The sequence below is a fragment of the Natrononativus amylolyticus genome (genome assembly GCF_024362525.1).
Taxonomy (GTDB): Archaea; Halobacteriota; Halobacteria; order Halobacteriales; family Natrialbaceae; genus Natrononativus; species Natrononativus amylolyticus.
Window position 1 is genome coordinate 315,602 of sequence record NZ_CP101459.1, and the last position, 12,551, is coordinate 328,152.

10 protein-coding genes are annotated in these 12,551 nt (G+C 67.0%); 3 read left to right on the plus strand and 7 right to left on the minus strand.

The window, feature by feature from the left end:
- Positions 1 to 114: 114 nt before the first annotated feature.
- Positions 115 to 324, plus strand: a complete 210-nt coding sequence (locus tag NMQ11_RS16815; RefSeq protein ID WP_255171509.1) for a hypothetical protein — start codon at positions 115 to 117, stop codon at positions 322 to 324.
- A gap of 21 nt (positions 325 to 345) precedes the next feature.
- On the opposite strand, the gene NMQ11_RS16820 is transcribed toward NMQ11_RS16815, so the two are convergent.
- The 3 genes from NMQ11_RS16820 to NMQ11_RS16830 form a co-directional block, all read right to left on the minus strand.
- Entirely contained in the window at positions 346 to 1,377 is a 1,032-nt protein-coding gene (locus NMQ11_RS16820; RefSeq protein WP_255171510.1) for an ABC transporter permease, read from the minus strand.
- Positions 1,364 to 2,368 carry an ABC transporter permease gene (locus NMQ11_RS16825; protein WP_255171511.1) on the minus strand — a complete coding sequence of 335 codons (1,005 nt, stop codon included), beginning with the start codon at positions 2,366 to 2,368 and terminating at the stop codon, positions 1,364 to 1,366. The genes NMQ11_RS16820 and NMQ11_RS16825 overlap by 14 nt, the downstream gene beginning before the upstream one ends.
- Before the next feature lie 178 nt (positions 2,369 to 2,546).
- Positions 2,547 to 4,394: an ABC transporter substrate-binding protein gene (locus NMQ11_RS16830; RefSeq protein WP_255171512.1), complete on the minus strand. Its 1,848-nt coding sequence runs from the start codon at positions 4,392 to 4,394 to the stop codon at positions 2,547 to 2,549.
- A gap of 501 nt (positions 4,395 to 4,895) precedes the next feature.
- Here NMQ11_RS16830 and NMQ11_RS16835 point away from each other — a divergent pair.
- Together NMQ11_RS16835 and NMQ11_RS16840 are read left to right on the plus strand one after the other, a co-directional pair.
- A complete protein-coding gene (locus NMQ11_RS16835; RefSeq protein WP_255171513.1) occupies positions 4,896 to 5,660 on the plus strand; it encodes an IclR family transcriptional regulator in 765 nt (254 codons plus the stop codon).
- Positions 5,661 to 5,849: 189 nt separating this feature from the next.
- Positions 5,850 to 7,424 carry a family 10 glycosylhydrolase gene (locus tag NMQ11_RS16840; RefSeq protein ID WP_255171514.1) on the plus strand — a complete coding sequence of 525 codons (1,575 nt, stop codon included), beginning with the start codon at positions 5,850 to 5,852 and terminating at the stop codon, positions 7,422 to 7,424.
- Here the strand turns inward: NMQ11_RS16840 and NMQ11_RS16845 are convergent.
- From NMQ11_RS16845 to NMQ11_RS16860, 4 genes are all read right to left on the minus strand, one after another.
- Entirely contained in the window at positions 7,402 to 8,619 is a 1,218-nt protein-coding gene (locus NMQ11_RS16845; protein WP_255171515.1) for an anhydro-N-acetylmuramic acid kinase, read from the minus strand. The two genes, NMQ11_RS16840 and NMQ11_RS16845, sit on opposite strands and share 23 nt — an antisense overlap.
- 51 nt (positions 8,620 to 8,670) lie before the next feature.
- A complete protein-coding gene (gene nagZ / locus NMQ11_RS16850) occupies positions 8,671 to 10,242 on the minus strand; it encodes a beta-N-acetylhexosaminidase (protein WP_255171516.1) in 1,572 nt (523 codons plus the stop codon).
- Positions 10,239 to 11,408: an exo-beta-N-acetylmuramidase NamZ family protein gene (locus NMQ11_RS16855; RefSeq protein WP_255171517.1), complete on the minus strand. Its 1,170-nt coding sequence runs from the start codon at positions 11,406 to 11,408 to the stop codon at positions 10,239 to 10,241. Before NMQ11_RS16855 ends, nagZ begins: the two co-directional genes overlap by 4 nt.
- A 65-nt stretch (positions 11,409 to 11,473) precedes the next feature.
- Positions 11,474 to 12,463 carry an LLM class flavin-dependent oxidoreductase gene (locus tag NMQ11_RS16860; protein ID WP_255171518.1) on the minus strand — a complete coding sequence of 330 codons (990 nt, stop codon included), beginning with the start codon at positions 12,461 to 12,463 and terminating at the stop codon, positions 11,474 to 11,476.
- Positions 12,464 to 12,551 lie beyond the last annotated feature (88 nt).

Sequence of the window (12,551 nt, forward strand, 5' to 3'; positions counted from 1 at the left end):
TACCGAAGTCATGCGACGACGTGGGTGAGCCAGTTACTTGAAATTTGTGTCGCGCGAACGAGTTCCCCGCCGGTCCCGCAACCGTTATACGGGTCGGTCAGAATTGATGAGCCGATGACCGAAACCGCGTGGGACCGGCTCTGTGAGTACGAGTTCGCCTTCCGCATCCTGAGCGTGCTCGTGTTCGCACTCGGGGTGCTCACGCTGTTTTCGTTCCCCTACATCGAACGGGGGACCGCGGAGTACACGGTGGCGACGTACAACCTGCTCGTGATTACGGCGTTCATCCTCGTGATCCTGGCGGTGCGAGCGAACTGCAGGTGACGATTCGAGGAGGGGACGGCCTCAGCGGGCCGTGTTTTCTGCGGGAGCGTTCGGCTCGTGGTCGACGGGGCCACCGCCGCCTTTCGTCGTTTTCTGGTGGCGAGCGCGGATCCGCGGGTTGAACAGCTTGTCGGCAGCCTGCGAAACCAGAATCAGGCCGAGCGAGAGCAACACCACGGCGAGCATCGGTGCGAGCAGCCAGTGGGCGGCCCCCCAGGAGTAGAGCGCGCCGCCACTCGAGTACGCCGTGTCCATTGTCACGCCCCAGTTCGGGTCCGACGTGGGAAGCACGCCGAGGAAGTACAGCGCGACCGAATCGAAGACGATGCCGCGGGAGGCGGCGACGAAGCTGACGAGAATGTACGGCATCAGGTTCGGCGCGACGTCCTTCAGGATGATCTTCCAGGTCGAGATGCCCATCAGCCGGTTGGCTTCGACGTACTCGACGCTCCGCAGCGGCAGCATCTGCGAGCGGATCGAGCGGGCGAGCACCGACCAGGCGGGAATCGCGAGGATGATCCCGACGACGTACGGGTTGCGAGGTTCGAACAGGAACGCGAGCACGATCACCAGCGGCAGTCCGGGGATCGCCATCAGCGTGTCCGTGACGACCATGAGCGCCTGGTCTGTTCGCCCGCCCTTGTAGCCGGCGACCATCCCGACGATCGAGCCGACGGTGACGGCGAACACCCCGCCGGCGAACACCATCTTCAGCATCGGCGGGGTCGCGTGGACGACGTCGGCGAGCACGCTTCGGCCGGAGCTGTCGGTCCCCAGTGGATACTGCCACATCTCGAACGGGCCGACCAGCGTGTGTGCCGTGTCGGTCTCCGGCGGCGCGATCAGGTACGGCCCGGCGAGACCCATGAACAGGTAGACGATCAACAGCGTGACGCCGACCTTCCCGCGCCAGTCGCTCAGGATTATGCGCGCCGGCGCCAGTATCGTTCGGTCGATCGTACGGAACCAGCGCTCTTTCCGAGTGGTCTCGCCCGTCGACGGCATCTGGAACGGGAAGTCGTCGCCCCCGGAGGAGGACTCAGAATGACTCATCGGATCCCCCCTCCTGTGCCCGCGGATCGAGCTTTCCGTACGTGAGTTCGGCGAGGAACAGCGCGGTGACGACGGCGATCGTGATCACGAGAAAGCCGCCCATCATCAGCGGGAAGTCTCGCGCTTCGATCCCCGTGAACAGGTAGTAGCCGACCCCCCGGTAGACGAAGATCGTCTCGAGGACGACCGCGCCGCCGAAGGCGTAGCCGATGACGACCATCATGTTCGTATACAGCGGCAACACGGCGTTGCGCGCGACGTATCGGAGCGTGAGCCGCTTGGTCGGCAACCCCCGCAATCGGCCGACGCGGAGGTAGTCCTCGCCGAGGATGCTGATGCTGTTGGCTCGCATCGCGAGCGCCCAGCCGCCCAGTCCCGCGAACGCCCACGACAGCGCCGGGAGCGTCGCGTGATAGATCACGCTCGAGAGAAACGGGACGTTCACGCCGGGGGTCGTGCGGTCGTCGTACCGACCGGTGACCGGAAACAGGTCCCACTGGTGGCCGAGGACGTAGACGAGCAGGATTGCGATGATGTAGTAGGGTATCGAGTTGCTCACGATGGCGAACAGTGTCGCGACGTTGTCGAACCGGCTCCCCTCGAGGTACGCCATCAGCGCCCCCATCGAGATGCCGATGGTAAACGAGATCGCGATCGCGTTCACCATCAGGAACACCGTCCACGGGACGGCGGTCGCGAGCAGTTCGGCGACCGGTTCGTTGAAGTAGATCGACGTTCCCAGATCGCCGGTGAGCAGCGACGACATGTAGTCGACGTACTGTTCTTGAATCGACGCGTCCGGGTGCATGTTGAGGTACACCGCCGCCATCGACTCGATCTCGGTTTCGCTGAGACCCTGCTGGCGCGAGAGCTGGGCCTGGAGGTAATCCATCGGACTGCCGGGCAGGAAGTGAATCAACAGGAACGTGAAGTGAACCACGAGAAAGACGGTGAACCCTGCCCGCGCTGCCCGTGTCAGTACCCAATGCATTTCAGGTTATACGGGTTCGCCCCAGGCCCATATAGATTCCGATGGAGAATAATTATAGATCGAGAACCGGCGGCTCGAGGCCGGTCGGCGCCGACGGCGACGAGTGGAATGTCGAACTGTCGGGCAGAACCGTTTGAAGATCGGTCGCTCGAGCGACCGATTCGTCCGTCCGACGGTATCAGTCGACGTCCGCCCGAAGGTCGCCGGTGCGGGTGAGGTACATCCACGGCTGCTCCGAGCGGATCGTCGGATCGTCCATGTCGACGCCCCAGTCCCACATGTCGGTCGCGACGTAGTTCAGGCGGAACTCCGTACAGGTCTGGACGCCGTGAACCCACTGGTTGTAGATCCACGCCAGTTCCTCGACGTACTCGTCGACTTCGTCCTCGGACTCGGCGTCGTTCAGTCCCTCGATGCGCTCGTCGATGTCGACCGTCTCGAGGTCGTTGTCCGCGTCGCCCGGCGGCCACGGCACGGTGACCTCCGAGAGCTGGTTGTTCCAGCGGGTCGTCTCCGGCGAGGAGACGTCCCCCATCGTGTTCCGGTAGGCGCTGACCGCGTGGGGAGCCGCCGGCCCGGAGGTGTAGATCGCGACCTCGAAGTCGTGATCGGGCATCAGTTGCGTCTGGAGCGTCGTGAAGTCCTCGCCGACGCCCTCGGCGTCGATACCGAACCGATTGAACTGTTCGACGACGTTCTGGTAGGAGGGGACGTTCGCGTCGAAGTCGACGGGGTAGCGGATCTCGACCTCGAGCGGGTCGCCCGACTCGGCGTCGACCCAGTCGTCGCCGTCACGCTCGAACCCGGCCTCCTCCATCTTCTCCTCGGCGAGGTCCTCCTGAACCCAGCCCTCGTCGCTGTTCCCGTAGTTCGTGAAGTCGTCGACGACGTCGCCGAGCCACTCCTCGTCCATCGGGCTGTTCATCCCGGTGACGTTGTTCGGGTCCGGGTAGTCCATGATGTCCTCGCCGAAGATGTCGACGAACTCCGTCGGATCGTACATGTAGGCGATCGCCTGCCTGAGGGCGCGGCTCTCGTCGGTGTCCTCGCCCCACATCGACTCCGGGCTGAACTGGATCGTCTGGAACCCTTCCTGCGGTCCGTCCATGATCTCCCAGTGATCGTCCATCTCGGATCGGACCTCCTCCGGGGTGTCGCCGGTGAAGCCGTGGATGTTGTTCGCGATGGCCGCCTGGTGGAAGTCGGACTCGCTGTCGCCGAAGTCGACGATCTCGAAGCCGGCCCAGTCGATGTCGGTGTCATCCTCCCAGCCGATCGGGTAGCCGTCGTAGGGCTCCATCACGATCCGCGAATCGGTGACCTCGACGAGTTCGACCGGCCCGTTGCCGATCCCGGCGTCGATAGCCTCCTCGCCGTCGATCTGGAGCGAGGCGAGATCCTCGTTGATCTCGGAGAGCTCGTCGTCGGAGCCGGCGTCCTCGGCGCGCTCGATGAACTCGCGGTGAAGCTCCGGGTGCGTGTATATCCACCGGGAGAACATGTCGCCGAGGAAGACGTGTTCGATCAGGCTCTGTGCGACCGGTTCGACCTCGAACTCGAGGGTGTACTCCTCGGGGGCGTGGACGTCCGTCGCGAAGTCCCAGATCGGATCGCCCCACACCTCCGCCAGCCGGAAGTGGTCGACGGCGTGATCGGCCGTCATCGAGGTGCCGTCGTGCCACTCGATGTCCTCCCGAAGCTCGAAGGTCACCGACCCCTCGTCGAACGACCAGTCCTCGGCGAACTGGGGGTGCCAGTCGGCGGCGTCGGCGGAGAAGTACGCCAGTTCCTCCCACAGCATCCCGGTTTCGAAGAACAGCTGATTGTCGAGACTCCACACGTTGAAGTGAGCCTGCTCGAGGTTTCCGACCGCCGGAAGCACGAAGTACTCGTCGTCGCCGTCGTCGGCGTCGTCCACGCCGAGACAGCCCGCAACCGAACCCACCGTCCCACCGACGGCGAGGGTTTTCAGCCACGCGCGGCGAGAACAGGGGACACTCCCGTTACCTGTGACGTTGTCCGTCATACGTACGTCATGATTAACACTACCATTATAAATCTGCCGGCGATGGCCACTGGCGATTCGGCCCTCGGGCCGGCGGCGCGAGCCGTCGGCATCGTAGAAGTCACGATCGAGTTCGAACCGACCGATACCGCGCAGAAACCGATCGAATCGCCGCATTCGAACACGGTTCGTGTGCCGACCCGCCCCCGCGAGCGTAGTACACTTTCCACGATACAGAATCGCCGGACCTGAAGGGCATTACATGCATACTTTCGTAATCCCATGAAACGCGCCGATACCCGAGTATCAAACGGTAATACGCCCGGGTAATCCGAAATCCGCGGCCAGTGGTATCGAATGGCGTGGGAAACGCCGTCGTGATCGCGTTTCGGCATCGCTGAAACGGGCCAGTACTGCTGTTTCGCCGCCCCCGAGCCGAACGAATCGGCTGCGAGAAACGGCCGACCGCAGGTCCATGTCGGTACACTAATAGGCCCGGGTTTCGATCAAGGTCCACAACGAATGACACGCGAGGCGAAAAATCCGGTGAAAGCGACACGGCGATCGGTCGCCGTACTGGAGGCGCTGTTCGGGCTCGGAAGCGCCCGCCTCACGGACATCTCCGCCCGCCTCGAGCTCTCCGACAGCACGGTACACAATCACCTGAGCACGCTGGTCGAAACCGGGCTCGTCACGAGAAACGACGGCGTCTACCGGCTGAGTCTTCGGTTTCTCACCTTCGGCGAGTTCGCCCGGAGCCAGTACGCGGTCGCCGACGCCGCACGGACAGAACTCGCCCACCTCGCCGCCGAAACCGGCGAAGCCGCGAGCGCGTTCGTCATCGAAGACGGGTTCGGTTACCTCCTCGAGCACGAGCGGGGGGCGACCGATCTCCCGCTCGATCTCTACCCGGGCAAGCGCGTGCCGCTGCACACGACCGCCTTCGGAAAGGTGCTGCTTGCGGACCGGCCCGACGAGGAGATCGACGCGATCCTCGAACGACACGGGCTCGTCGCGGCCACCGACGGGACGATCACCGACCGGCCGACGCTCCTCGAGGAGCTGGCCGAGGTGCGCGCGAACGGCTACGCGGTCGCCGACGAGGAACGATTGCGCGGCGTTCGGTCGGTCGCGACCGCCGTTCGCAACGAGAGCGGAGTCGCCGTCGGCGCCGTCGGCGTCACGGGCCCGACGAGTCGGCTCACGCTCGATCGACTCCGCGGCGCGGTACTCGACGCGGTGACCGATACCAAGAACGTCATCGAACTCCAGCTCGCGTACTCCTGACGGCTCCGGTCGCCCGTATCGCTGCCGCCCCCTCGACGATCCTCGAATGTCTGCCGGCTGGACGTTCACGTAAGTAACAATTATAACCTTGGGCAATATGGTAGAGAAATACGAGCGAGGTGAGTGCTAGCCAGTCACCCGCTCGAGGCGATCGCGAGGAGTCCGGTCGCCGGTTGCGAACCACCGACCATGACACCACACGGACTACTGCAGACGAACAGACGGACCGTTCTCAAAGCAAGCGTCGCGGGAGTCGCGTTCGCCGGTCTCGGCGTCGGCGGGACCGGCGCATCCGACGACGGTGAGTCCCAGTTTCGGGCGTACTGGGCGGACGGCTTCAACGAGGGGATCTACAGCCAGGAGGAGGTCGAAGACCTCGTCGACGCCGCGACGGCGGCGAACCACAATGCGATCATCGCCCAGGTCGTCCGCCGGGCGGATTGCTTCTGTGACGACGCGGTACCGCCGCGCACGGGTGCGCCGATCGACGACGGTTTCGATCCGCTCGCGGCGCTTCTGGAGGAAGCACACGACGCGGGGCTCGAGGTCCACGCGTGGATGAACGTCAACACGATGTGGAACCAGGAGGAGCCGCCGGAAGCGGAGGACCACCCGTTCAACACGCACGGACCCGGCAGTGACGAGCCGTGGCACAGCGTCCGCGAGGACGGCGAGATCCACGTCGGGCACAACTACTTCTTCGACCCCGGCCACCCCGGCGTCGCGGACTACCTCGTCGAGACGGCGACCAGCCTGGTCGAGAACTACGACGTCGACGGGATCAACCTGGACTACGTCCGCTATCCGGACCACAATCTCGAGATCGGCACGTCCTCGTGGGGGTACAACGAGGTCGCCCTCGAGCGGTTCCGGGCGGCGACCGGACGCGACGACGTCCCCGACGCTGACGACGAGGAGTGGGCCCAGTGGCGCCGGGATCAGGTGACGAACCTCGTCCGTTGTATCTACCTCGAGACGTACGCGATCGACCGCGAGGTGTGTCTCAGCATCAACTCCATCACCTACGGTCACGGCCCCGAACAGCAGGGCGGCTGGGAGGAGTCCCGCACCTACGCCGAGGTGCTCCAGGACTGGCGCGCCTGGATGGAGGAGGGGATCGTCGACCTGAACGTCCCGATGAACTACAAGCGCGACTGGGACGACGACCAGGCCGAGATGTACCGCGAGTGGAACGAGTTCGTCGCCGACCACCAGTACGACCGCCACGCGACCGTCGGCTCGGCGATCTACCTCAACGAGGTGCCGGACACCGTCGACCAGATCAGGGCCGCACTCGCCGAGACGGACGCCGGAAACCGAACCGTCGGCTGGGCGGGCTACTCCTACGCGACGCCCGATCTCACGGTGTTCGACGGCGAGCGAGGCGCGGACGAGGCCCGGGCCGACCTCGAGGAGGCGCTCACCGAGGAGAGCCCGGACGGCGCCGAGCCCGTCTTCGCCGACCCCGCGTCGGTTCCGGAGCGAACCTGGAAGACCGAGCCGGCGTTCGGACAGGTGGCCGGCACGGTTACGACGGACGGCGAGCCGGTCGACGGCCTCGAGGTCGCGATCCGTCGGGGCGGCGAGACGGTCGCCACGACCGCCACCACCGGCAACGGCTGGTTCGGCGTCGTCGACCTCGAGCCGGGGCGGTACCGCGTCGAGCTCCCCGCGGGCGAGGTGCAGGGCCGCCGCGTCGGGGTCGTGACGGTCGACGCCGGTGCCGTCACCGAGACCGAGTTCACCCTTTCGACGGCGAGCTGACGCGGTCCCCCTCGTTTTTCGACGGCGCCCTCGCTACCGTGCCGAGGACGGCCGGCGCGCGGGCGCCGGTGACAGACGGGAGCGAACCGGGTTTGCGGGCGTCGAACAGCGCGGCCAGCAGGGCGAACAGCACCGCTTCCCGGGAGTCGGGGTCGACGCCGCGGTCCCGACTCGACTCGACCGGGCAGGCCACTCGCGCATCGAGATCGGCGAGCAGCGTCTCGTTCCACGCGCCGCCGCCGGAGACGATCACCCGCTCGGGCTCGAGATCGACGTGTCGGTCGTAGGCGTCCGCGATCGACGCGCTCGTGAGCGCGGTGGCCGTCGCGACGGTGTCCTCGGCGGAAAGATCGCGGTCGGCCGCTCGCTCGAGCAGTCCCGCCGCGTACTCGTCGCCGTACGCCTCTCGCCCGGTCGACTTCGGCGGCTCGCGATCGAAGTACGGGTCCTCGAGGAGGGCGGCGAGCAGCTCCCCGTCGACAGTGCCGGCGGCGGCCATCCGGCCGCCCTCGTCGAACCGGCGCTCGCCGTCCGTGAGCGCATACACCGCGGCGTCGATCACCATGTTTCCGGGTCCAGTGTCGAACGCCGAAATCTCCCCCCTGGTCCCGGCGCCGGGAAGGACGGTGCAGTTCCCGATACCGCCGACGTTCTGGACGATTCGGTCCTCGTCGCCGCCGAACTGGAGCCAGTCGAGTAGCGGTGAAAGCGGCGCGCCGTGGCCGCCAGCGGCGATATCGGCCCGTCGAAAGTCGGCGACGGTGTCGATCCCGGTCTCGCGGGCGATCACGCTCGGATCGCCGATCTGGAGGGTCGCGCGGGTCCGGCCGAGCCCGGCCGGGAGCTGCTCGCTCGTCGGCGCGTGCCAGACGGTCTGGCCGTGGCTCCCGATCAGGTCGACGGCGTCGGACTCGACCCCGGCCGCCTCGAGCACCCCCGCGACGCTGCGGGCGAACCGCCGACCGACGGCGACCTCGGCTCGAGCGAGCGCCTCGAGGCCGGCGTCTTCGGTACAGACCGAGCGAAGGTAGTCTCGAAACGCCGACTCGTACTCGTCGGCGTAGAACGCCTCGCGTTCGATCTCGGTTTCGACGAGCGGTTCCCCCGGATCCGGAAGGGTGACGCGACACAGCGCCGCGTCGACGCCGTCGAGAGAGGTCCCCGACATGAGCCCGACGGTGCGGTACGTCGTCATGCACTGGGTGACGGCTGCGACCGGTAAAACAGTACGGGTGACCGGCGGGCGCTACCGGAGGCTCGCCGGCGGGCGCCCCCGCGCCGGTTCGTCGCCGACCAGCACGTCGACGAGCGCGGTCAGGTTTCCGCTCGACGGGTCGTACGTCGTCAGAACCGGCTCGACCGGCGGTAACTCGTGGAGACCGTAGGGGTTCGCCAGCGCGACGACGGTCGGCGACCGGTCGGCCTCGAGCAGCGCCGCGACGGCGTCGGCCTGTGCGGGGTCTCGAGCGACGTTCGCGGTGCAACACAGCGCCTGCGAACCGTCCGGGAGGGCGGCCGGGTCGAAGGCGCCGGACGGCTCGTCGGCGCCGCCGACCTCGTAGACGGTGACGTCGTAGCCGCGGTCTCGCAGCCGCGCCGCGAGCGACTCGAGCGCCGAGTGCGACTCCGCCGCGGGAGAGCCGCCGGTCGTCCGCGGACCGATCACGGCGACCGGCGCGTCGGCGACGAGTCGCGCGTCCTCGGCCGACCCCCGGAGGGCCGTCACGGCCTCCCGCGAGACCGCGAGGAGCGCGTCGGCCTCGTCGTCTCGAGCGCTCTCGGCGGGCGCGTCGTCGGAGCGGAGGTCGCGTCGGTCCTTGGCGGCGAGGTGGCGCGCCACCGACGCGTCGATCCGTGACTCCGGAATCTCGCCGGTTTCGACGGCCTCGAGCACCGCCTCGATGGCTCGGCGCTGCCGGTCGGCACGATGAGAGACGAGGACGACGTCGGCGCCGGCGTTCACCGCCTCGACGGCGCCGCGGGCGGTGCCGACGGTGTCGGCGATAGCGTCCATCTCCATACAGTCGGTCGAGATCAGCCCCTCGAAGCCGAGGCGCTCCCGGAGGACGCCGGTCAGCACCGCCCGCGAGAGCGTCGCCGGCGTCGACTCCGAGCCGGTGATCGCCGGAAACGCCACGTGAGCGGTCATGATCGTGTCGATCCCAGCCTCGATCGCGCGCTCGAACGGCGGGAACTCGACGGCCTCGAGGCGTTCCTCGCTCGCGTCGACGACCGGGAGGTCGACGTGCGAGTCCGTCGCCGTGTCGCCGTGTCCGGGGAAGTGCTTCCCGCAGGCGACGATCCCGGCCGACTGCAACGCCTCGACGTAGCGCTCGCCGAACGCGGCGACCGATTCCGGGCGCTCGCCGTAGGAGCGGACGCCGATAACCGGGTTCGACGGGTTGTTGTTCACGTCGAGGACGGGCGCCAGGTTGTAGTTGATGCCGACGCGTTCGAGCTGAGCCGCCGTGACGCGGGCGACCGTCCCCGCCGCCTCCGGCTCGCCGGTCGCGCCGACTGCCATGGCGCCGGGCGCCGCCGCGTAGTAGGGGAGCCGTCTGACCGTGCCCCCCTCCTGGTCGACGGAGACGAACAGCGGAATTTCGGCGCCGCTCTCGAGGGCGGTCCGCTGGAGCGAGCGCGAGAGCGCGCGGGTCTGGTCGGGCGTCTCCAGGTTCCGCGCGAAGTAGATGACGCCGCCGACGTGGTACTCCCGGATCAGCGATTCGACCGCGTCGGTGGGTTCGGTTCCGTGAAACCCCACGTGAAACAGCTGGCCGACCTTCTGTTCGAGCGAGAGCGAGTCGAGACCTGTCATGGGTACAGCGCGTACTCCTCGACTAGCTCGGCGAACGCCGCCCGCTCGCCGGTCCACTCGCGTTCGAAGCGTCCGTAGATGTCGTCCACGCTCTCGTCGGCGTCCATCCCCTCGACCGCCTCGCGGAGCCAGGGGCCGCCGGCGAGCTTATCGACGAAGTACTCGCCGTTAGAGTGAACCCAGTCCGCCTCCGGGAAGCGCTGAAACGCCGTCAGGAGCGTCTTCACGCCGATCTCGACCGGCGCGATCCGGTCACGGTCCATGACGTGGATCTGGACGCCCTCGACGTCCCGCCGCTCGTGTTTCGAGAACATCGGCGTGAAGTACGCGGGGCGAAACGCCGCGCCGTCGATCTCGAGGGCGTTGAGCGCGCTCGCCCAGCTCTCGGCGTCGATCCAGGGTGCGCCGATCAGTTCGAACGGTTTCGTCGTCCCGCGCCCCTCCGAGAGGGTCGTTCCCTCGAACAGGCAGGTGCCGGGGTAGATCGTCGCGGTGTCGAGCGTGGGCATGTTCGGCGACGGCGGCACCCAGGCGAGTTCGAGTTCGTCGTACCAGGTCTCCCTGGTCCACCCCTCGAGTTCGACGACCTCGAGGTTCGCACCCAGGTCGAACTCGGCGTTGAAGTATCGGGCGAGTTCGCCGACGGTCAGCCCGTAGGTGACCGGGAGACGGCGGTCGCCGACGAACGAGCCGTGTTCGGGGGGGACGCGGTTGCCGTCGACGCCGAGGGGTGCGATCGGGTTCGGACGATCCAGGACGAGGAACGTCGTCTCCGTTTCGCCGACGCCCTCGAGCGCGTACGCGAGCGTGTAGATGAGGGTGTAGAACCGACAGCCGATCTCCTGCATGTCGTAGATGACCGTATCGAGATCCGAGACGAGCTCCGGGCGCAGCCGGCGGTCGTCGCCGTAGAGGCTCCGGACCGTCAGCCCGGTTCGTTCGTCGACGCTGTCTGCGACCTTCACGCCGGCCTGCTCGTTCCCGCGAATCCCGTGTTCCGGCCCGAACAGGCGGACCAGTTCGACGTCGTCGTGACTGTAGAGCGTGTCGATCGTCGGGACGAGGGTCGAATCGACGCCCGACGGGTTCGTTATCAGCCCGACTCGCTCGCCGTCGACCGCCGCCATCTCCGTGTCTACTAACGTCTCGATGCCCACGCGAACCATACCGCCGCATACCGAGGGTGGCGTGATAAATATGTGGGTCGGCTACCGCCCGCGGCGGCAGCCGGTCACGACTCGAGCGCCGGCCGTACGTCGCGCTCGATGGCGTCGATCGTTCGCTCGGGATCGCCGACCTTCGAGACGACGATGACGCGGTCGACGCCGGCGCGCTCGAGTCGCTCGACCGTCGAAACGAGCTCCGAGGGGTCGTCCGTAACGTTGTTCAACCGCCGGAGCTCCTCGTCGCTGACGTCCTCGAGGCAGTCGTCGGCGATGCGCTGAATCTCGCGCGGGTCGGCCGTCTCGAGTTCGTCGTGGGGGGTGTACTCGCCTTTGCGGCGGAGTTCGTCGACCAGTTCGTCGGGGTCGCCGACGTGTGCCGAGAGCTGGACCGAGATGGTGCCGTCCGCATCAGCCGACCGCTCGGCCAGCCCCTCCTCGAAGGCCGGCGCGAGCGTCTCGGCGATCAGGTCGGAGTCCCCGGCCGTGATGAGGTTCCCGGCGTACTTGCCGGCACATCGAGCCGACTGTGGACCCCAGGCGGCCCAGTGAAACGGGATCTCGCCGCGAGGTTTCGTGTACAGCTTCATCTCGTCGTACTGGTAGTGCTCGCCGTCGTGGGAGACGTACTCCTCTGACTCCCACAGCGTCTCCATCAGTCCGAGGGACTCGACGAGCATTCCGGCGAGCGTCCCCCACTCGGGCCACTCGCCGTCGAGGAATCGGGCTTCGTTGAGCGCCTCACCCGTTCCGACGCCGAACTCGAGGCGACCCGGGTAGGCGTTGTCGATCGTGGCGAGCGCCTGTGCCAGCACCGGCGGCTCGTACCTGATCGTCGGACAGCTCACGCAGGTGCCGACCGTGACCTCGGGAACGCGCTCTACGAGCGAGCCGAGCCACGGCAGGACGTGGTGGGTGTACGGCCGGTTGTCGAGCCACGGTACGAAGTGATCGCCGATCCAGATCCCGTCGAACCCCGCGTCCGCGGCGTACGCGGCCAGGTCGAGGTCGTCGCCCGGGGAGCGAAAGCAGCCCGCGACGTTGTAGTGCCACTCCATTGGTCTGCCCTCATCAGGGCGACGGATCGCAATAAAACATTTCTTCGGTGCAAGGGAGAGGCCGCTTCGGACTCGTAGGACTCCAGTC